The following is a 20,838-nucleotide window of genomic DNA, read 5'->3' on the forward strand; positions in this document are numbered from 1 at the left end:
GAAACAAACAAAGATACCCAGTCGTGGGCACAAAAAAGGAGCCATCAGGCTCCTTTCAAGAATTGAGATAAGGCACTTTACTCTTCGTCTAGCGCTTCGATATCGATTCCCAGTTCACGCATGATTTGCTGCGCGTCCTTTGGAATTCCGTCAGCCTTGTCTTTGCGCAGGTCTTCATCGGCGGGTAGCGGCTGACCTGTGTAGGCGTGTAAAAAGGCTTCGCATAACAGTTCGCTATTGGTGGCGTGGCGCAAGTTAGCAATCTGACGGCGAGTGCGCTCGTCGGTCAAAATTTTCAGCACCTTGATGGGAATCGACACGGTAATTTTTTTGACTTGTTCGTTTTTCTTGCCGTGTTCAGCGTAGGGGCTAATGTAATTGCCATCCCATTCGGTCATATGTCCACCCAGTTAATGTTATGCGTTATTGTGGCACCGATTGTATAGTTTGTGCCAAAGCAGTCAATAATCGCCGTATATACAGATAAGTGTTTAGACGTCTATGCATCTTGACGCCCATTATGTCATAGGTTAATTTAGCCGTCTAGACATCTTTGATGCTGGGTCTCAGAGCACAAAATCAACACGTGGAGCGGTAATGAAAGACTATCAGCCAGGCACCATCGCAGTTCGCGAGGGCATAGAAAACGACACCCATCATGGAGCCATTGTTCCACCGATTTATCTTTCCACCAATTACTCCTTTGCCGATTACACCGAGCCGCGTCAGTATGACTACAGCCGCAGCGGCAACCCAACCCGAGGCATTTTAGGCGACGCCCTTGCCAAGCTAGAGCAAGGCAGCACAGGCATTATCACCAACACAGGTATGTCAGCAATCAATGTGGTGCTGCAGCTGTTATCGCCAGGTGACCGCTTAGTGGTTCCCCACGATTGTTATGGCGGTAGCTTTCGCTTATTCACCAACTTGGCCAAAAAAGGCCAGTTCGAGCTGGATGTAGTCGATCAGACCGATACCCAAGCGTTAACTGAGGCTATCGCAAAAGGCCCTAAGTTGGTGTGGCTTGAGACCCCGTCTAATCCGCTGTTGCGCATCGTTGATATTGCCGAAACCGCTGAACAGTGTGCCAAAGTCGGTGCACTGCTTGCCGTAGACAACACCTTTTTATCACCGGCCTTACAGACTCCGCTAACTCTAGGTGCCGATATTGTGGTGCACTCCACAACTAAATTTATCAACGGTCACTCGGATGTGGTCGGGGGCGCTGTGGTGGCCAAAGACGACGAGCTGGGTGAACTGCTGGCTTGGTGGGCCAACACCATTGGTGCTACTGGCGGTGCCTTTGATTCCTACTTGACCCTGCGTGGTCTACGTACACTGGAGTGTCGTCTTAACAGCCATCAGAACAACGCCACCAAGGTGGCCGAGCTTTTAAACGCACACCCAGCGGTGGCCAAACTCTACTACCCGGGCCTTACTGACCATCCCGGCCACGAGCTGGCCATAAAGCAGCAAAAGGGCTTTGGCTCTATGCTCAGCTTTGAGCTGGTGGGGGATCAGCAACAAGTCGCCACTTTCCTTGAGCAACTGGCCTTGTTCTCGGTGGCCGAAAGCCTAGGCGGGGTTGAGAGTTTAGTGGCGGTGCCTGCGACTATGACCCACCGCGCCATGGAGCCAGAAGCACGTCATGAGGCGGGCTTGAAGGACACGCTGATTCGCTTGTCGGTAGGCATTGAGAACGGAGACGATCTGGTCGCCGACCTCAAACAAGCCCTAGACGCTGTGGTTGTGAAGGGAGACTAGTGGTGGCATTGCGTCATTTACACAAATTCGGCGGCTCGAGCCTGGCCGATGCCGATTGCTACAAACGCGTCGCCCACATCCTGCTGACCCATGGCCAAAGCGATGATTGGATTGTGGTCTCTGCCGCGGGTAAAACTACCAATCGTTTATACGAATTGCTCGACGGCCGTCTCGATCATTTCGGCTGGCAACAGCAATTGGAGTTGCTGCACCAATACCAGCAAAAGCTGGTGGACGATTGTTTGGTTGGTGGTGCGCACAAGCGCCTTAGCGACAAGCTGCGCGAAGACATGCGCGTGTTACATCGTTTGCTCAGCGAAGAAGACTTAAGCGAGTACCAAACCAGCCAAATCATAGCTTTTGGTGAGTTGTGGTCATCGCGCTTGTTGGCCGAGGTGCTGTCTGCCTCGGGCGTATCAGCCATGCAGCTGGACGCTCGCGATGTATTGGTGGCGGATGAAGATGTCACCCCTATGGTGCGCGAGCAGGAATCCAGCCAGCGCTTGCAGCAAGTCATTCGCGATAATCCAGGTTATCGAGTGGTGCTCACCGGCTTTATTTGCGCTACAGAGCTTGGTCAAACCCTGTTGTTTGGCCGCAATGGCTCGGATTACAGCGCGACTTTGATTACTCGCTTGGCCGGTTTTGATCGCGTCACTATTTGGACCGATGTGGAAGGGGTGTTCAACGCCGACCCGAATCGAATCAGCGATGCCAAGCTTCTCAAATCCATGAGTCTGCAAGAAGCCAACCGCTTGGCACGTCTTGGCAGCCCAGTGCTTCACAGCCGCTGTTTACAGCCGCTCGAAGGCACTCAAATTTCGTTAGCGGTACGTTCTAGTTACGCGCCGCATACAGACTTCACCCTAATTTCGCCAAACTCGCAAAGTGCCAGTCAGCCTGTGGTAACGGCACTAAAGCAAGTCAGCTTGTTTACCTTTGCCCTTGATACCGAACTAGAGACCTTGTTGGCCCAGCTCGATGCTCACGGACTACCACCGCTGGCCCATTGGCGCGATTACAACGGTGTGGCCTCGCTGGCATTTACTCAAGAGCAATCGCCGTCGGCGCGCCATTTGTTAGCTGAGCTGAAAACTGAATACGGCGTGGGCGCGATGAGAGTGTCGGCAGAGCAAGGTTTGGTAGCCTTGGTGAGCAGTGCCGTAAGCGATTATCGTCAAGGTTTTGCTCGGCTGTTAAGCCGTGGCGCGTCGCCTTTGTATCAAGACAGCCACAGCTTGGTGACCTTGGTATCCAACGAGCAGGTGGCCAGCCTGACCGCACAGGTACACAGACGTTGTGCCGGACCACGTAAGCGCTTTGGCGTGGCGCTGTTTGGCGCTGGCAATATTGGCGAAGCCTGGCTTGAACTGTTTGAAAAAGCCCGCCCTCGGTTACAACGCGACCTTGAAGCTGAGTTACAGCTGGTGGGCTTAGTCTCTTCTAAGCGCGCGGTTATCGATGCCAATGGCATCATCGCCGGGCAGTGGCAGCAACGCTTGTCCAAGGGGCTACCTTGGGGCTATGAATCTCTGTTCGAGCAGCTTAACGAGCTGCCATTCGATGAGATCATCGCGCTGGATGTCTCTGCCAGTTCCGGGTTAACCCTGCGTTACCCCGACTTTTTCAGTCATGGCATTCATCTGGTCAGCGCCAACAAACTCGCTGGCTCTGGTCCTATGCCTTTCTACCGTCATCTTAAGAATCAGTTGGCCAGTCGCCGCTTGTTCTGGCGCTACAACGCTTCGGTGGGCGCAGGTCTGCCGGTGCAATACGCCATCAATGACCTTCGCCACAGTGGTGACAAGGTCAACAAAGTGGGTGGCATTTTCTCAGGAACCCTGTGTTGGCTGTTTGAGCACTACGACGGTAGTTCGCCGTTTTCTGAGTTGGTGGTTAAAGCCAAAGAACTTGGAATCACAGAACCAGATCCGCGAGACGACTTGTCTGGTCGTGACATGCAACGCAAACTGCTGATTTTGGCGCGTGAGATGGGGCTTGAGTTGGAGCTTGAAGACATTCAGCTGGAATCCCTGGTACCGAGCGCCTTGGCCGAATGCTCACTAGACGAATTCATGCAGCGCATAGCTGAGCTCGATGCGCCCATGCAAGCAGCGTTTGACCAAGCCAAGGTAGATGGTAAAGCCTTGCGCTATGTGGCAGCACTCAATCGCACCGCGACCAGTTTGACTGCCAAGGTGGGTTTAGAGTCAGTGGCACTGGATCACGCCTACGCCAACCTGACACCAGGTGACAATGTGTTCGTGATTTCCTCAGAGTTTTACAGCACCAATCCGCTGATTATTCGCGGCCCTGGCGCCGGTCGAGAAGTGACCGCGGCGGCGGTACAAACCGATCTGGCGCAAATCTGTCGAGATTTATTGGCTGATTGAGAAAATTTGTATTGACTTAATCAGCGTCGAGGTTAGTATCTGGATGTATAGACGTCTAAACGTCCATCATTAACTCGGCGCTAAGCTAACTTGTGATACTCACTTGGCGAGATTAGTGCCGTAGCTTCGAATTGACAGGGGAAGAGTTCCATGGGTTTTCACCACGCACAACAGCTGCAATCGCTAAACGAGAATTTGGCACAGCTGCAAGACATCAATGTTTCGTTCGAGTTCTTCCCACCGAACACGCCTACCATGGAAGAAACTCTGTGGCACTCGATTGAGCGCTTAGCTCCACTAAAGCCAAAGTTCGTGTCAGTTACTTATGGTGCCAACTCAGGCGTGCGCGATAAAACTCATGCTGTCATCGACCGCATTCATGCGGAAACCGATTTGGTGGCCGCTCCGCACCTGACCTTGGTAGATGCCAGCGAAGAAGAGCTGCGCAACTTAGCTCGCGAATACTGGAACAAAGGGGTTAAGCAAATTGTTGCCCTGCGCGGCGATTTACCTGAAGGCAGCCCACGTCCAACTCGCTACGCAGCCGATTTGGTGCGCTTGTTAAAGGAAGAAGGCGACTTTGATATCTCAGTGGCCGCCTACCCAGAAGTACACCCAGAAGCGGCTAACGCTCAAGCGGATTTGGTGAACCTAAAGCGCAAAATCGACGCTGGCGCTAATCGCGCTATCACTCAGTTTTTCTTTAACGTCGAGTCATACCTGCGCTTTCGTGACCGCTGCGCCGCTGCCGGTATCGATGTAGAGATCATTCCAGGCATTTTGCCAGTGACCAACTTCACTCAGCTCAAGCGCTTTGCCGGTATGACTAACGTCAATGTACCGAATTACCTGTACAGTCAGTTCGAAGGCTTAGATGACGACCCACAAACTCGTAAGATTGTAGGTGCCAATGTCGCTATCGATATGGTTAAAGTACTCTCGCGCGAAGGCGTGAAAGACTTTCACTTCTACACCCTTAACCGAGCCGAGCTCAGTTACGCCATCTGTCACACGCTTGGGGTGCGTCCACAAGTAGGCTAAGTGCCTGATAAAGACTATAATCGAGCCTTACCAATTGATTTAGGTTAGGCTCGTGAAACCCTTACTGATCCTGCTGGCGTGTATTTCTGTTGTGGCCTGCCAGCCCACACCTACCGACCCGCGCATTGACGCTACCATTCAGCTCAGACTGCTAGAAACCTCAGATTTGCATGCCAATCTGATGGATTATAACTATTACCAAGACAGAGACGATCCAAGCATAGGTTTGGCTCGCGTGGCGTCTTTGATTGCCCAACAACGCACACCCAATTCCTTATTAATCGACAATGGCGATCTGATCCAGGGCAGCCCCATGGGGGATTACATGGCCAGCTTGCCTTTGCTGGATTGGAATAAGCATCCTGCCTACAAGGCCATGAATGAGTTGAAATACGACGTGGGCAATGTGGGCAATCACGAATTTAACTACGGCCTGACTTTCTTGTTTAAAGCGCTCGCGGGCGCGGACTTCCCATACATTAACGCCAATGTAGTGGCCGCCGATGACGCGAGCCAGCATCAATTCAGGCCCCGTGTACTGCTTGAACGCACCTTCACGGACACAAATGGGCAGCCTCACCAATTAAACGTTGGATTTATTGGACTAGTGCCACCTCAGATAATGGTTTGGGATAAGTCACACCTGACCGGTGAGGTGCAAGCTTTGGACATGGTTGAAAGCGCGCGCACTCAAATTTCCGAGCTACGCAAGGAAGGGGCGGATTTGATTGTTGTGATTGCTCATACTGGCTTGGGCGATCCTGCTGACCTAACCAGTCCCAATCAGGAAGATGTGGCGTTAGCACTGTCCAAGTTGGATGGCGTTGATGCGCTATTGCTAGGACACAGCCACAGTGTGTTTCCCTCAAGCGAGTTTGCTGGCATTGAAGGTGTGGATATCGATACAGGGCGTCTTAATGGCGTGGCGGCAGTTATGCCTGGTCGTTGGGGCGATCATTTAGGCCAGATTGATTTGACACTCAACTATTCAGCGACGCAAGGCTGGCAAGTGAGCGCCAGTCAAACTCAGTCGTTGCCTATCTTTGCTGACGGCGAATCGAAAGTGGCCGCTAGTGCCGATATGCACCGAGTACTCCACGATGATCATCACGCCACTTTAGCCTTTATGCAACAGCCCATCGGTGTGGCATCACAACCGCTGAACAGTTATTTGAGCCTGCTGCAAGACGACCCTTCGGTGCAAATTGTCGCCGACGCCCAATTGGCCTACGTGCGTAAGAACCTACCCAACGATTTGGTGGACTTGCCCATGGTATCGGTAGCCAGCCCGCTTAAAAGCGGTGGCCGTCACGCCACTCCAAACGACAATGAGCAGTATGTGCAGGTGGGAGCGGGCGAGCTCAGTTATCGCAACGGGGCCGATTTGTATTTGTATGCCAACACTCTGGTGGCGCTAAAAGCCACGGGAGCGCAACTCAAAGAGTGGCTCGAGTGTTCGGCGAACCAGTTTAATCAAATCGACACTGGCTCTACTGAAGCGCAATCCTTAATTAATTGGCGCGGCCATCGCACCTACAATTTCGATGTGATTGAAGGGCTGCACTATCAAATTGATGTGACTCAACCCAGTCGCTACAACGGCGATTGTCGCATCGTCAATGACGCCGCTGAGCGGATTGTGGGATTGGAGTATCAGGCAGACAATGGCGATGTTCTCAAAGGAGATGCCTTTGAGCAGCAGGAGTTCGTGGTGGTAACCAACAACTTTCGTGCCTTTGGTAATAAGTTCGCCGGAGCGACAGCAGAGCAAGTGGTTTTTGAGTCGGGTTACGAGACACGCCAATTGCTGATCGACTTCATTCGCGAGCGTTCGCGCTATAACCCAGCCTCGGGCAGTTTCGATTCTTGGGTTGAGGTGCGTCCAGACATGAATTGGTCGCTAAAACCCATCGCAAATGGCAGTGACTTGGATATTCGTTTTGTGACCCAAGAGTCAGCCGCTGCGCAAAACTACATAGATAATTTCAGCCATTGGCCTATGGATAAAGTGGGTCAAGATGAGTTGGGTTTTGCCGAATATCGGCTGGATTTATCTAAACAATAAAACCCATGGCGAGATGGGCCATGACCACCCAAAGACTTAAGGTGAAGCGCAGGTTTTGATACCAACTGGCGTATTCACCCCAGCGGGGGCGGCCCATTTCGATGGCCAGAATGGCGGTGTAACCTGTGGTGAGAATGGCCAAGCTCAACAGTGAATCCAGTAACACTGCAATCAGCGCCATGAAAGTCGGTAACACTGCCAACCAAGGCTCCCATTTGGCGGGTTTGGGCTGAGCATTGGGTGCCCAGAGCGTGCCTCCCATAAAGGCCAGAATGAGTCCCGAGTACATTAAAAAGGCGTGCAACAGCCAATCGGTGACAGCTTGGTCGGCGAGCTGGGTGTCGGCAGGCCATAGTCGTTGCCAGATGATTGCCGCCAGTATAAACAGCATAGGGGTGATGCCTAGGTAACCAAGTACTCGATAGCTATTCACTCACCCCCTCCCTGGCTGTTTTTGTTGACGAAATTAGCCTAAGTGTAGACAAAGCTTGGGGTTTTGCTGATTTGTATGCGTCAAAAACAAGCGCTCAAAAGAAAAGCGCCCTTAGGGCGCTTTATCTATTAGTCTTTGCGAGGCTTACGGCCTTTCGGCTTATCACCACCGCCTTTGCGGTGTTTGAATCCGCTTTTATTCCGAGCCTTATCGCCATCCTTGTGGCGTTTAGGTCCTTTGCCGTAAGTCGGCTTGCTATCGTCAAACGGCGCCTTAGTGCCTGCTTCAAAGATATTCAGCTTTTGACCGCAAACACGCACTTTGCGCAGGTGTCCTAGCACATCTTTTGGCATGCCGTCTGGCAGGTCAACTGTGGAGATCGCATCGTACAATTCGATTTGACCAATGTAACGCGAATCGATATCGGCTTCGTTGGCAATCGCGCCAACAATGTTACCTACGCCCACGCCATGCTCACGACCAACCATGATTTGGTAGCGCTTCATGGTGACATCTGGCATGTCTTTTAGCGGTACTGGCATACCCAAGTCTGACGGCGCTGGACGCTCGTTGCCACCGCGACGCTTCTTATCGCGATCGTCACGGTCGCTGCGCTCGCGACGCTCTGGGCGGCTTGGCAGAGGTTCAATTTCTAGTGGACGAGCTTTCTGTACTTGCTTTAACAGTGCTGCTGCTAGGGTGTCAGTGTTCACTTCCAGTTGCTGACAAAGCTTGGCAACCGCGGCATCCATAAAGTCCAAACCACCTTCGTTGATGATTTGCCCTACTTGAGTGCCTAGGCGGTCCAAGCGGCGCTCAGAGACTGTCTCTGGGCTTGGGATAGACATAGGCGCAATGCGGCTGCCGGTCGCGCGCTCAATGGTGCGCAGCATGCGCATTTCACGTCCGGTGACGAACAGAATGGCGTTACCAGAACGGCCAGCACGACCGGTACGACCGATACGGTGAACGTAAGCTTCGGTATCGTACGGAATGTCGTAGTTGATAACGTGCTCGATACGCTCAACGTCCAAACCACGGGCAGCAACGTCGGTGGCAATTAGAATGTCCAACTTGCCTTTTTTTAGCGCTTCTACGGCGCGCTCACGAGCGGCTTGGTTCATATCGCCGTGCAGTGCATCGGCAGCGTAACCGCGGGCTTCTAGCTTTTCAGCCAGCTCAACCGCTGAGTTACGAGTGCGCACAAAGATGATAATACCGTCGGTATCTTCTACCTCGAGTACTCGGCTCAGTGCTTCCAATTTGTTGTTTTGAGCCACTTGTACAAAGCGTTGTTCAATGCGCTCAACCGTGGTGTGGCTTGCGGCAATCGCAATCGACTCTGGGTTGTCTAAGTGCTTGTTGGCAACGCGGCGAATCGCATCTGGCATGGTGGCAGAGAACAAGGCCAGTTGACGCTCTTCCGGGGTGTGGTCCAGAATCCACTCGATGTCGTCGATGAAGCCCATCTTCAACATTTCATCGGCTTCGTCGAGAACGACCGACTGCAAATCGTCAAGCTTCAAAGTACCACGACGCATGTGGTCCATCACACGACCAGGGGTACCCACGATCACTTGAGGACCGCGGCTCAGCTGGCGCAGCTGTTGACCCATGCTTTGACCGCCGTAGATAGGCATCACGTGGAAACCTTTCATGAATTTGGCGTAGCTTTGGAAAGCTTCGGCAACTTGTACCGCTAGTTCGCGGGTTGGAGCCAATACCAATACTTGTGGAACTGACTTGCTCGCGTTTACACGAGTCAGTAGTGGTAGCGCAAACGCGGCGGTTTTACCGGTACCGGTTTGGGCTTGGCCGAGCAGGTCTTTACCTTGCTGCAGTGGAGTAATACTTGCGGCTTGGATTGGGGTTGGGGTTTCATAGCCCAACTGTTCCAGCGCTTTTAAAATAGGATCGGCTAAGCCGAGATCGGAAAAGGTTACGTCATTGGAAGACATTCAAGTTCGCCTTGGGTCTGTGCCTGCACGGCACTGATAATAGGGGCAGAAAACCAACCCCCTGTCGATCCTCCGCATACGAGGCGCGAGAGTATAGCAAAATTTTACCCGCGACCCCACTCATATTTCAGTCTAGCCAGAGACTTAGGATCTGCCAGCTTGTGACTGTCGCTCGTTCGAAATACTCCTGGTCGAGCCGTTCAAAGGTATCTCTGAAGGTATGCCAGTCCGGTTGTTGGCTTCCGCCTACGTACACCCATGGGGTGCCGTAGCGAGAAAATGAGTTGTGATCTGAGGCGCGACTGTAGTCGATGCGACTGCCGGTGGTCGAGAAGCGAGGCTGACCAAAAGCAAAACAGCTGGCTGAATTAGGCCTAAGCTCTACCAACTTTTGTTTGACCTCAGGATCGTTGGAATGGGTTACTGCCAGTCGATAATTACCGTACTGACGCCCAACCATGTCCAGATTGAGTACCAGGTTAATCGGTAGGTCCGGCCATTGTTTTACGAATGCCTTGGAGCCCTTTAAGCCTCGCTCTTCAGCATCGCTAAACAGAAATAACACCGTGTGGTTGCGCTGTTCCTGCTGGATTACTTGCTGCGCGATGGCCAGCGCAGCCGCCATTCCCGACGCATTGTCATCGGCTCCGAAATAGACGCGCCGGCCTTGGTTGCCCAAGTGGTCATAGTGGGCAATCACCACCAATAAATCTGCTTCGGGAGTAGTGGCGGGTATGGCGCCAATAAGATTAATGCCTGAGTACTCGGAAAATCGATAGGGATAATTGAATGGGTGCAGGAATTGCCCTCGCCAAGGTTGCACTCCTATTTGCTGCATGCGTTCTATCAGATAGTTGCGGGCGCGATTGGCGCCTTCGGTACCGGTTTTGCGCCCTAGCATCTCGCCACTACTTAGGGTTTTGGCATCCGCCGCCAGTTGTTGTGCATCGAGCCAATTGGGTAATTGCGGCAGCTGGCACCGTGACATTTGAGCGCAAGCGCTCAATAGGGTCGCGAATAGGCAAGGGATAAGAACTCTAAAAATCAATTTAAACAATTGCTTAACTAGCGCTACACTGAAACTGCACAAGGAAACGAATAAGGAAAGTGTAGCAATGGGCAAGTGGGTATGGCGGTTGTTTTTACTGATTGTAGTAGCGCTGGTGGTGGGCGCAGGGTTCGGCTATCAGCAACTGAAAGCCAGTCTACCTCAATTGGAGGGCAGTATTAGTCTGGCCAATCTCGACAACCCAGTTCAAATTGACCGCGATGCTCAGGGCTTGGTGAGTATTGTGGCGCAATCTCGTCGAGATGCCTACGTCGCATTGGGTTTGTTGCACGCACAAGAGCGTTTTTTTCAGATGGATCTGAGTCGCCGTTTGGCCGCGGGCGAGTTAGCCGAATTGTTTGGCAGTGCTGCTATCGATAGTGACAAACGGATGCGAATGCATCAGCTCAAACAGACTGCCAAGCTAGCGATTGAGGGATGGTCTGCAGAGAAAGTAGAACTAGTTGAGGCCTACAGTGCTGGAGTAAATCAGGGGTTGAATCAGCTTGAGAGTAAACCCTTTGAATATTGGTTGTTAGGTCAAGAGCCAAGAGCTTGGCAGCCAGAGGATACGCTACTCACCGTCTACGCCATGTTTACCGATCTTAATGACGAGCAAGCAGAGTATGATGCCACCCGTAGTTTGGTGGCCGACTACGGCAGTCAACAACTACTGGAATATCTATCGCCTGCTGGGACAGATTGGGACAGCGCTTTGGATGGCAGCAGTTTTGATAGTGCCCAAGTTCCGGACGAGAGTGTCATTCGACTCGACCAATTGTCATCGCCCGTCGCCCAAGTTTGGGAGCCCCAAGCCAATATTCTCGGCAGCAATAGCTGGGCAGTGGCTGGTGCGCTGACAAGCACTGGCGGGGCGATACTCGCTAACGATATGCACCTAGGATTAAGGCTACCCAACACTTGGTATCGAGCCGAGTTGCACTACAGCCACGAAGGTGAAGACGTGTCCTTGTACGGCGTTACCTTACCAGGAGCACCTGTGGTGGTGGTCGGTTCAAACACTCATGTTGCCTGGGGCTTTACCAACAGCTACGGCGATTGGAGCGATCAAATCGTGTTGGAAGTGGATGACTCGGGCGAAAATTATCGCACCTCGGACGGTTGGCGTCCCTTTGAAGTCTTCGAAGAGAGCATTCAAGTCAAAGGGCAGCAGGCGCAAACTGTGCAATTGCGTCACAGCCATTGGGGGCCGGTAACCACTGGGCTGGACGGTGCCACTGTCGCCATTCGATGGCTCGCGCACTTTCCAGCAGCAACCAATTTCAATCTTGCGGATATGGCGCTGGCCAAAAGCTTGGAGCAAGGCATCGAAGTGTGTCAGAACTCAGGTATTCCACCACAAAATTGCTTAGTGGTGGATGAACAGGGGCGCATAGGTTGGACCCTCGGCGGCAAGATGCCCCTGCGAGGACGCACGGTATCAAACCAAAGGGTGCCATGGCAGCAAGCCGCTCAAACCTGGATTGGCTGGTTGGCGCATCAAGACTATCCGAAAATGATCAACCCACCCGAGCATCGACTGTGGACCGCCAATGCTCGCATGATGGGGGACGGTATGTTTACCCAAGTGGGCGATGGTGGTTATGCCACCGGAGCTCGTGGTGGGCAAATCGCCCAGCGCTTGCAAGCACAACAGCAAATCGATGAAGCCGGCATGTTGGCCATTGCGCTGGATGACGAGGCCTTGTTCTTAGAGCGTTGGCGTGACTATCTGCAGATACTGCTACAAAGCCAATCGAGCTTGACCAATCAGCAACACGCCATAGTCCAGTTACTTGACGACTGGAGTGGCCATGCTGCCAAAGACGACGCGGCCTATACTGTGGTTCGTCAGTTCCACCGCCGCTATCGTCAGGGCTTGTACCAAGCGGTTCAAGCCTACTTAGAGCAGCAAGCAGGTCTTAAATTTAAACCCGGCCAGTTGCGACGCTTGCGACAAAAAGAACAGGCGATGTGGCAATTGGCAAATGTAAAACCCAGACATTGGGTGCCTGCTCCTCATCAAAGTTGGGACGAATGGATGCTAGTGTTGTTGGATCTAGCCGCTCAAGACTTGATAGAGCGTCACGGTCACTTGCAAGCCGCGCGCTGGGGGCAGCACAACCAGCTGCAAGTCACTCATCCTTTTGCCCGGCTACTACCCGATTGGACTCCCGATTTAATCAGTGGAGTCTTGTCGGTACCCACGCAAGCTATGGCCGGTGATACCGACATGCCACGGGTACAAGGACGCCGATTTGGCGCGAGTCAGCGCTTAATTGTCTCGCCGGGAAATGAAGACAAGGCAGTTTTCCACATGCCAGGCGGGCAAAGCGGTCATCCGCTGTCGCCATTCTTTAAAAGCGGCCATCAGGATTGGGTGGAAGGTCGCCCCAGCCCGCTGAAGGCTGGGACTAGTCAGTGGCAGTTGACCTTAGTTCCAAAGAGTTAAGGTTTTCCTCCACCCTGATTGTTACTCGGGCCAAAGTCTCGAGTTTCAAACCCAATCAGCTCTAGCGAACCATAGCGATCGCCAATATTAAGTGGCTGTGAGCAAGAGGTGTGAATGTCCAGCCACTGCATGGATTGCTCAGCTTTTATCACAAACTGGGTCTGCGGAGGCAGTCGATTACTGCTATCGGTGTACAAGGTAAAGGATTCGTTTGGCATCAAGCTAACGTAGCCATCGTTGTTGGCGCCTTGAATTTTGGCGGCCCACTGAGCTTTGTTGCCGTTAAATTTGTCGGTGTATTTCAGCATCACATCAGGTGTGCCGTCTAAATCGCCTTGGCATTTAAAGTCGGTTTGTTGGTTATCCGACATGGCACAGCTGCCACCTAGGTAACGGAAGGTCAGTACTTTTGGACGTTGGCCGTCAGGACAGGCATCCATGGCCTCGGGTTGTATGGTTAAGCCGGCGGTTAGCCAGACGAATGAGGCAGGGTCTACACCACCATCACTCGAGTAAGGGCCTCCACCTTCAGCGGCGGACAATATTTCGACCTGTAAACTGTCGGCGCTCGCGGGAATAACCACAGCATCGTTTTGATAGTCGTCCCACTCAAAGCCGCGGTTTGAGGTGAGCTGGTCGTAAACCTCGGTGACTACACCGCCACTGGTGAATCGAATGATGTTAGGGCGGTCATTGCCCGCTTGGGCGCCTTCGACACTGGCGACAAACATCGACATGCTCGCCATACGCTCGCTAGCGCTTGGGGCGAAGTTAAAAACTACGGGGACGGTTGATCCCAAGGTACCACTGCGTTGCCACCAAGCGGCGTCATGACCATCGGCCAGTTGAACTTCTGTGCTGCTGCCGTCGCTGAGAATCACTAAGATACCGGCACCGTTTTTGCCATCGTCACCAAAGTTGGCATTGGGCAGTGCGATCAAATTTAACCCGTCTATCGTCAGGGTATTCGATCCAGTTTGTATCAAATTCATGTCGGTGACATCAGCGCGGATGGTTGCACTGTAAGCACCGTAAAAAGATGGCGCGGGGGAGCCTCCTAACGTACTGACAAACTCCCCAATTACCTCACCACTTACCATCATGTCGGTGCCACCATTGCGACTGACATCGATGTCCGTGTCATAGGCCAAATCATCGTCAAACACTTGCCAATAGAGCAAGACGCGCTCGACGGTTTCACCAGGATTCAGGGTAAAGCTGATTTCGTTGGGAATGTTGGGGACTTCTTGCTCGTCGTGTAAGCCGGTACCGGCGATGCGAATGCGGTTACCGTTCATTAATGCAGTTTGAACGTCGGCAGACACCACAGGACCGAGATATTCATCACCATCCGCCAAGCTAGCGCTAGAAAACGCCGCCATAATACCTATGCCAACCGCTAATGAGATTTTCTTAAGAGAACTACGGGGATAAAGCTTCATAACAACTCTCCTTAGTCTTCGCTAAACCCTGCGAAGTGCCGCAGGATCTGCGATGAGCGTTGCTAAAGTATAGGTAGTCTAGGAAGGCTTATAGGAAAACTGAGGCAGAAAATCAGACGACTTTAGCTAGTCTTTAAATATGTGCTTTTTTTCAGTCAGTTATAGCATCGAAAAAAAGCGCACCGGTTGGTGCGCTTGTGAGTTTTTAGAGCATTGGCTTTAAGAATCTAGCCGTGTGGGAGTGCTCGCACTCAGCTATCGCTTCTGGCGTACCTGCAACTAAGATCTCACCACCACCCGAGCCGCCTTCCGGCCCAAGGTCTACAATCCAGTCGGCAGTTTTGATGACATCCAAGTTGTGCTCAATGACGACGATGGTATTGCCGTGATCTCGCAGACGGTGCAATACGTCGAGCAGCATTTGAATGTCCTGGAAGTGAAGGCCGGTAGTCGGTTCATCCAGAATATATAGGGTCTTGCCCGTGTCCCGTTTCGACAGCTCTTTGGCGAGCTTAACCCGCTGTGCTTCACCGCCGGAAAGCGTGGTCGCGCTTTGGCCCAAACGAATATAGCTTAGGCCTACGTCCATTAGGGTTTGCAGCTTGCGGGCAATCGCTGGTACCGCATCAAAGAAGCTTCGCGCTTCTTCCACCGTCATATCCAGCACCTGATGGATGTTCTTACCTTTGTACAGAACTTCTAAGGTTTCGCGGTTGTAGCGCTTACCGGCACAGGCATCACAAGGCACGTACACGTCGGGCAGGAAGTGCATTTCTACTTTGATGACACCGTCGCCCTGACAGGCTTCGCAACGACCGCCTTTGACGTTAAAGGAGAAACGGCCGGGTTTATAACCGCGACTGCGGCTTTCCTGAGTGGCGGCAAATAGCTCGCGGATCGGGGTAAATATTCCGGTGTAAGTCGCGGGATTTGAACGAGGTGTACGACCAATTGGGCTTTGGTCGATGTCCACTACCTTATCGCACTGCTCCATGCCTTCTACCTTGGTGTAAGGCGCAGGCTCGTCATTGACCGCTTTGTTCAATACCTTGTGGGCGATGCGATAAAAGGTGTCGTTGATTAGAGTGGACTTACCCGAGCCTGATACGCCAGTGACGCAGGTAAGCAAACCCACAGGGATCGACAAGTCCACCGCCTTGAGATTGTTACCACTAGCGCCAAACAGTTTAATTTGCTGGTCTGGGTCCATTGGCGTGCGCTCACTAGGCACAGCAATCGACTTCTTACCGGATAGGTATTGACCAGTCAGTGAGTCCTCACTGTTTAAAATATCAGCAAGGGCGCCGCTAGCGACTACTTCACCGCCGTGAACACCGGCACCAGGGCCAATATCAATCACGTGATCCGCCAGACGAATGGCATCTTCATCGTGCTCAACTACCAGCACTGTGTTACCCAAATCGCGCAAGTGCAGCAGGGTTTTCAGTAGTCGCTCGTTGTCCCTTTGGTGCAATCCAATAGAGGGTTCGTCGAGTACGTACATCACACCGACTAAGCCCGCGCCAATTTGGCTGGCCAAGCGAATACGCTGCGCCTCACCGCCGGAAAGGGTTTCGGCGCTGCGAGATAAGGTCAGGTAGTTAAGACCGACGTTGACCAAGAAGCCCAAGCGATCGCCAATCTCTTTTAGAATTTTGGCGGCGATTTGGGCGCGTTGACCGGTCAACGCCAGGCTTTCAAAGTACTGACATGCTTGGCCAATCGACCAATTACTGACTTCGGGCAGATTGACGTCATCGATGAATACATTGCGCGCTTCTTCGCGCAAACGGCTGCCACCGCAGGCTTTACAGGCTTGGGTTGATACGTACTTGGCCAGCTCTTCGCGTACCGCGTTGGACTCGGTTTCGCGATAGCGGCGCTCCATATTGTTCAGAATGCCTTCAAAGGGATGGTTGCGCACCACCACGTCACCGCGGTCGTTCATGTAGCGGAAGTTAATCTTCTCGCGCCCAGAACCATAGAGCACCACTTTCTTAGCTTTGTCGCTCAGTTCAGAGTAGGGCGCTTCAATGTCGAATAGATAGTGCTCCGCCAATGAGGTCAGCATCTGGAAGTAGTAAAAGTTGCGGCGATCCCAGCCGCGCACCGCGCCGCCGGCCAAGCTTAGGTCTTCATTGGTGACCACTCGGTTTTCGTCAAAAAACTGCTGTACGCCCAAACCATCGCAAGTACCACAAGCGCCGGCGGGATTGTTAAAAGAGAAAATCCGTGGCTCGAGTTCGGTCACCGAATAGCCACAATGCGGACAGGCGAAGTTGGCCGAAAATACCAAAGGCTCTGACGCGTCCTCGCCCATTTCCACCACGTGCACCACACCGCCAGCAAGCTCGAGGGCGGTTTCAAAGGACTCCGCCAGACGTTGCTTGATGTCTGGACGCACCTTAAAGCGGTCGACCACCACTTCGATGGTGTGTTTAACGTGCAAGTCCAGCTCAGGTGGATCCGAGAGGTCGTGCACCTCGCCATCGATTCGAGCGCGAATGTAGCCCTGCGCCGCTAGTGAGTCGAGTAGCTTAACGTGCTCGCCTTTACGGGCTTTGACCACTGGGGCTAAAAGCATTTGGCGACTGTCTGCGGGTAGCTCTAATACCTTGTCGACCATTTGGCTGACGGTTTGTGCGGTCAGTGCTTGTCCGTGAGTTGGACAGCGAGGTTCACCCACGCGAGCGAACAATAAACGCAGATAGTCGTGGATCTCTGTAATGGTACCCACGGTAGAACGGGGGTTGTGGCTGGTGGACTTCTGTTCGATAGAAATCGCAGGGCTTAAGCCTTCGATATGATCCACATCGGGCTTTTCCATCAAACTCAAAAACTGACGAGCGTAGGCTGACAAGGATTCAACGTAGCGACGCTGACCCTCTGCGTACAGAGTATCAAATGCCAACGACGACTTGCCCGAGCCTGAAAGGCCTGTGATCACAATGAGCTTATCGCGAGGAATGCTGAGATTGATGTTCTTAAGATTGTGGGTGCGAGCGCCCCGTACGTCTATCTTATCCATAGCACCAATGAGCCAAAACGAGAAAACCCCCAGTATCGCACGAACCGCCTTTTGGGATCACCACTTATCTGATAACGTGAGTAAATCCGAGAAGTTAGCTCAAGTATCTGGCTGAATCGTCTTCAGCGGTAGGATCAAGCCCCTGAAACTGCTAACATCGCGCCCCTATCGAACCATAAATTTCATCAAGAAAATAAAGGAAGCTAGCCATGTCGGCCAATGGACTCTCCGGTCTGGAGCGTAAAGTCGCCATAACCTTAGCCAGCGTATTCGGCCTGCGTATGATGGGCCTTTTCATGATTCTGCCTGTCTTTGCTTTGTACGCCACTCACTTAGAAGGGATCACGCCATTTTGGGTAGGTGTCGCAATTGGCGCTTATGGCTTGACTCAGGCCATGCTGCAAATTCCTATGGGAGTCTTGTCAGACCGTTGGGGGCGCAAACCCGTCATCCTTTTGGGCCTGAGTATCTTTGCGCTTGGTAGCTTGGTCGCCGCCAACGCCGATACCATTTATGAAGTCGTGATAGGTCGAGCGTTGCAAGGCATGGGGGCAATTGCGTCTGCGGTACTAGCCTTGGCTGCCGATTTAACCCGCGAGCAGCAACGCACCAAGGTGATGGCGATTATCGGTGCTTGTATTGGTTTGTCATTCGCTTTGTCACTCTTGGTTGGCCCGGTTGCTGCCGAGCAGTTTGGACTGGATGGCTTGTTCTTGATGACCGCCGCCTTTGCAGTGGGTGGTATGGCTGTGGTGGCTTGGTTTGTACCGACCCCCATTACCAAAGCGCCTGCTGGCGATACTACACCCTCGCCAAAGCGTTTGCTTAAAATGCTAAAAGATCCTCAGCTAGTGCGTCTAGATATTGGGATTCTTATTCTGCATTTGGTACTGACGGCAGTGTTTGTGGCCTTGCCACTGGATTTGGTGGATGCAGGGCTTGCCAAAGAGCGCCACTGGCAACTGTATTTTCCAGCCTTTGCCGCTGCCTTTGTGCTGATGGTGCCGCTGATTATCTACAGCATGAAGCGCAACGCCTCCAAGCAGACCTTTCAATTTGCCATGCTATTGATGATCACCTCATTGCTGATCATGGGCTTTTTGCCTCACAGCTTGTGGGCATTGGCCACCGCTTTATTATTATTTTTCGTTGGCTTTAATTTCTTAGAGGCCTCACTGCCAAGCTTAATCTCAAAGTTTTGCCCCACTGGTGAGAAAGGCTCTGCCATGGGGGTTTACTCCACCAGTCAGTTCTTCGGTGCTTTCTTGGGCGGTATGCTCGGCGGTGCCGCCTACCAATTTGTGGGGGCGAGCGGAGTGTTTTTTGGGGGAGCTTTGCTGATTATTTTTTGGTTTGGGCTGAGTTTTGGAATGCAAAACCCTAAGCTATTAAAGAGCTTCACCCTGTCGACTCAAGTCAACGACAAACCTGCGGCGCAGCAGCTGGCTACTGAGCTAAGCGCGCTGGTAGGTGTGGTTGAAGCCATAGTGGTTTTGGAAGAAAATGCAGCCTATTTAAAAGTCGACGATCAATTCGATTTAAGCCAAGCTCGAGCTGTGATAGGCTCTATCGATTAATACGGAATACTGGAGAGAAAGATGGCCAGTCGCGGCATCAACAAAGTCATCATTGTAGGAAACCTGGGCAACGACCCGGAAGTACGTTACATGCCTAACGGCAACGCAGTAGCCAACCTAACCGTTGCTACCAGTGAGTCTTGGAAAGACCAACAAGGTCAGCAGCAAGAGCGTACCGAGTGGCATCGCATCGTTATGTACCGTCGTTTGGCGGAGATTGCTGGTGAGTACTTGAAGAAAGGTTCTAAGGTTTACCTAGAAGGCAAACTGCAGACCCGTAAGTGGCAAGATCAGTCTGGCCAAGATCGTTACACCACAGAGATCGTGGCTAACGAAATGCAAATGCTAGACAGCCGTGGTCAAGGCGGTGGTCAAGGTCAGAGCTTTGGCGGTCAGCAAAGCCAAGGTGGTGGTTTCCAACAACAGGCTCAAGGCCAGGGTAACTTCCAGCAGCAAGGTTCCGCTCAGCAGCGTCCAGCGCAACAGCCGGCACAACAGCCAGCTCAAGCGGCAGCGCCTCAGCAGGGCTTTCAACAAAATAACACCCAGCAAAACAACCAAGGTGGCGGCTTCCAGCAGCAACAACAGCAGCGTCCAGCGCAGCAGCCACAGCAGCAAACCAGCCACACGCCAGATTTGGATGACGGTTGGGACGACGATATCCCGTTCTAAATCGGATTTGTCAGCCAAAATCAATAAGCCCCGCTCAGCGGGGCTTTTTTGTGTCTGCGCCAATTACAGCATTAGGGCTGTAGCGCCAGGGTCACAGAGCAATGGTTACAGAGCTATGGTTTCACCGTCTTGAGGGATATAAACCTTGTCCCTTATCCCTTTTTGTTCGAGGCCCTTGGCCAGAGTGGCTCGGTCAACCGGGCAGTGGTTTAACGCTTCCATGTGGTTGGCTATCACCCGACCTGGGGAAGCTTGGATAAAGGCCAACACTTCATCCAGTGCCATCAACAATGGCTGACCCACGTCCATTTGCGCCTGTCCGGCGGCGACCACAGTAATATCCGGTTTGAGCTCAGTGAGGGCTCGCTTGACGTCTGTGGTGTACACAGTATCGCCGCTAATGTAGATACTCGGCTCATTGGGCAGTTCCAATACTAAACCAAAGCCATTTGCCATTAGCTTGTGGATCCAACCGTGGCCGTGCTGACAGGGCACTGGTGTCACAGTGCCGCCGGCAAAGGCCTGTGGCTGCCAGGCTTTAAGCGGTGTACTGACGTTGATCCCTTTGGCTTCTAAATAGCTGGCGTCTTTTTGCGGAGTGGCCACTGGAATATTGCGTTTAATCAGGAACTGCTCGCCGGCTGGGTCTAAGTGATCGGCGTGCTGAAGCGCTTTTATTCCAAAAGTATTGGAGTGAGTCAGCAAGCAATGGGTCACTTTATCGAGTAGAGCGTCAGCGTTAGTGGGTAAGTCTACAAGCGGATTTTTTTGAGCTTTAAAGCGCATCAGGCTGAATGGTGGCAGGGAGCCCGCAGCACCTAACATAGGGTCCACCAGGATAAAAGTGTCGCCAGATTCAATAATGAAGGTCGCGCTGCGCAAGTGGTGAATTTTCATAACAGTTCCAAGGTTGGGTCAAGCTTGTTGCACAGTTTGCCTCAGCACAGATTTGCGCGACATTGGCC

Annotated in this window: 14 protein-coding genes; 7 read left to right on the top strand and 7 right to left on the bottom strand. The window is 52.5% G+C overall.

Annotated elements, in window-relative coordinates:
* Window positions 1-77 precede the first annotated feature (77 nt).
* Window positions 78-398, bottom strand: coding sequence for a met regulon transcriptional regulator MetJ (gene metJ / locus CLC93_RS04430; protein WP_095504741.1), 321 nt, complete (start codon window positions 396-398; stop codon window positions 78-80).
* 199 nt (window positions 399-597) lie between these two features.
* Here metJ and metB point away from each other — a divergent pair, with 199 nt between their 5' ends.
* From metB to CLC93_RS04450, 4 genes are all read left to right on the top strand, one after another.
* On the top strand, window positions 598-1,764 hold the full coding sequence (gene metB / locus CLC93_RS04435; protein WP_095504742.1) for a cystathionine gamma-synthase: 1,167 nt from the start codon (window positions 598-600) through the stop codon (window positions 1,762-1,764).
* A gap of 2 nt (window positions 1,765-1,766) precedes the next feature.
* A complete protein-coding gene (metL, locus tag CLC93_RS04440; RefSeq protein ID WP_095505017.1) occupies window positions 1,767-4,157 on the top strand; it encodes a bifunctional aspartate kinase/homoserine dehydrogenase II in 2,391 nt (796 codons plus the stop codon).
* Window positions 4,158-4,307: 150 nt separating this feature from the next.
* Window positions 4,308-5,198 carry a methylenetetrahydrofolate reductase gene (gene metF, locus CLC93_RS04445; RefSeq protein ID WP_095504743.1) on the top strand — a complete coding sequence of 297 codons (891 nt, stop codon included), beginning with the start codon at window positions 4,308-4,310 and terminating at the stop codon, window positions 5,196-5,198.
* A gap of 52 nt (window positions 5,199-5,250) precedes the next feature.
* Window positions 5,251-7,263, top strand: coding sequence for a bifunctional 2',3'-cyclic-nucleotide 2'-phosphodiesterase/3'-nucleotidase (locus tag CLC93_RS04450; protein ID WP_095504744.1), 2,013 nt, complete (start codon window positions 5,251-5,253; stop codon window positions 7,261-7,263).
* On the opposite strand, the gene CLC93_RS04455 is transcribed toward CLC93_RS04450, so the two are convergent.
* The 3 genes from CLC93_RS04455 to CLC93_RS04465 all read right to left on the bottom strand — a co-directional run bounded on the left by CLC93_RS04455 (window position 7,253) and on the right by CLC93_RS04465 (window position 10,642).
* Window positions 7,253-7,696 carry a DUF3429 domain-containing protein gene (locus CLC93_RS04455; RefSeq protein ID WP_095504745.1) on the bottom strand — a complete coding sequence of 148 codons (444 nt, stop codon included), beginning with the start codon at window positions 7,694-7,696 and terminating at the stop codon, window positions 7,253-7,255. The two genes, CLC93_RS04450 and CLC93_RS04455, sit on opposite strands and share 11 nt — an antisense overlap.
* Before the next feature lie 128 nt (window positions 7,697-7,824).
* Window positions 7,825-9,654, bottom strand: coding sequence for a DEAD/DEAH box helicase (locus CLC93_RS04460; protein WP_095504746.1), 1,830 nt, complete (start codon window positions 9,652-9,654; stop codon window positions 7,825-7,827).
* 127 nt (window positions 9,655-9,781) lie between these two features.
* Window positions 9,782-10,642 (bottom strand): M20/M25/M40 family metallo-hydrolase, encoded by an 861-nt coding sequence (locus CLC93_RS04465; protein WP_095504747.1) that lies wholly within the window; start codon window positions 10,640-10,642, stop codon window positions 9,782-9,784.
* A 127-nt stretch (window positions 10,643-10,769) separates the two neighbouring features.
* Here CLC93_RS04465 and CLC93_RS04470 point away from each other — a divergent pair, with 127 nt between their 5' ends.
* Complete coding sequence (locus tag CLC93_RS04470) at window positions 10,770-13,154, top strand: penicillin acylase family protein (protein WP_095504748.1); 2,385 nt, start codon at window positions 10,770-10,772, stop codon at window positions 13,152-13,154.
* Here the strand turns inward: CLC93_RS04470 and CLC93_RS04475 are convergent.
* Both CLC93_RS04475 and uvrA read right to left on the bottom strand, forming a co-directional pair.
* On the bottom strand, window positions 13,151-14,596 hold the full coding sequence (locus CLC93_RS04475) for a DUF7467 domain-containing protein (RefSeq protein ID WP_095504749.1): 1,446 nt from the start codon (window positions 14,594-14,596) through the stop codon (window positions 13,151-13,153). The genes CLC93_RS04470 and CLC93_RS04475 overlap by 4 nt on opposite strands.
* Before the next feature lie 205 nt (window positions 14,597-14,801).
* Complete coding sequence (gene uvrA / locus CLC93_RS04480; RefSeq protein WP_095504750.1) at window positions 14,802-17,624, bottom strand: excinuclease ABC subunit UvrA; 2,823 nt, start codon at window positions 17,622-17,624, stop codon at window positions 14,802-14,804.
* Between the two features lie 209 nt (window positions 17,625-17,833).
* Between uvrA and CLC93_RS04485 the strand changes: the two genes are divergently transcribed.
* Together CLC93_RS04485 and ssb are read left to right on the top strand one after the other, a co-directional pair.
* The gene (locus CLC93_RS04485) at window positions 17,834-19,201 is read left to right on the top strand and encodes an MFS transporter (RefSeq protein WP_095504751.1); all 1,368 of its coding nucleotides are present in this window, start codon (window positions 17,834-17,836) and stop codon (window positions 19,199-19,201) included.
* A gap of 21 nt (window positions 19,202-19,222) precedes the next feature.
* Window positions 19,223-19,873: a single-stranded DNA-binding protein gene (gene ssb, locus CLC93_RS04490; protein ID WP_095504752.1), complete on the top strand. Its 651-nt coding sequence runs from the start codon at window positions 19,223-19,225 to the stop codon at window positions 19,871-19,873.
* A gap of 105 nt (window positions 19,874-19,978) precedes the next feature.
* Here ssb and CLC93_RS04495 read toward each other — a convergent pair whose 3' ends face one another.
* Window positions 19,979-20,770, bottom strand: coding sequence for an MBL fold metallo-hydrolase (locus tag CLC93_RS04495; RefSeq protein ID WP_095504753.1), 792 nt, complete (start codon window positions 20,768-20,770; stop codon window positions 19,979-19,981).
* Between the last annotated feature and the right edge of the window lie 68 nt (window positions 20,771-20,838).

Origin of the sequence: Paraferrimonas sedimenticola (genome assembly GCF_002282855.1) — a bacterium.
GTDB lineage: Bacteria > Pseudomonadota > Gammaproteobacteria > Enterobacterales > Shewanellaceae > Paraferrimonas > Paraferrimonas sedimenticola.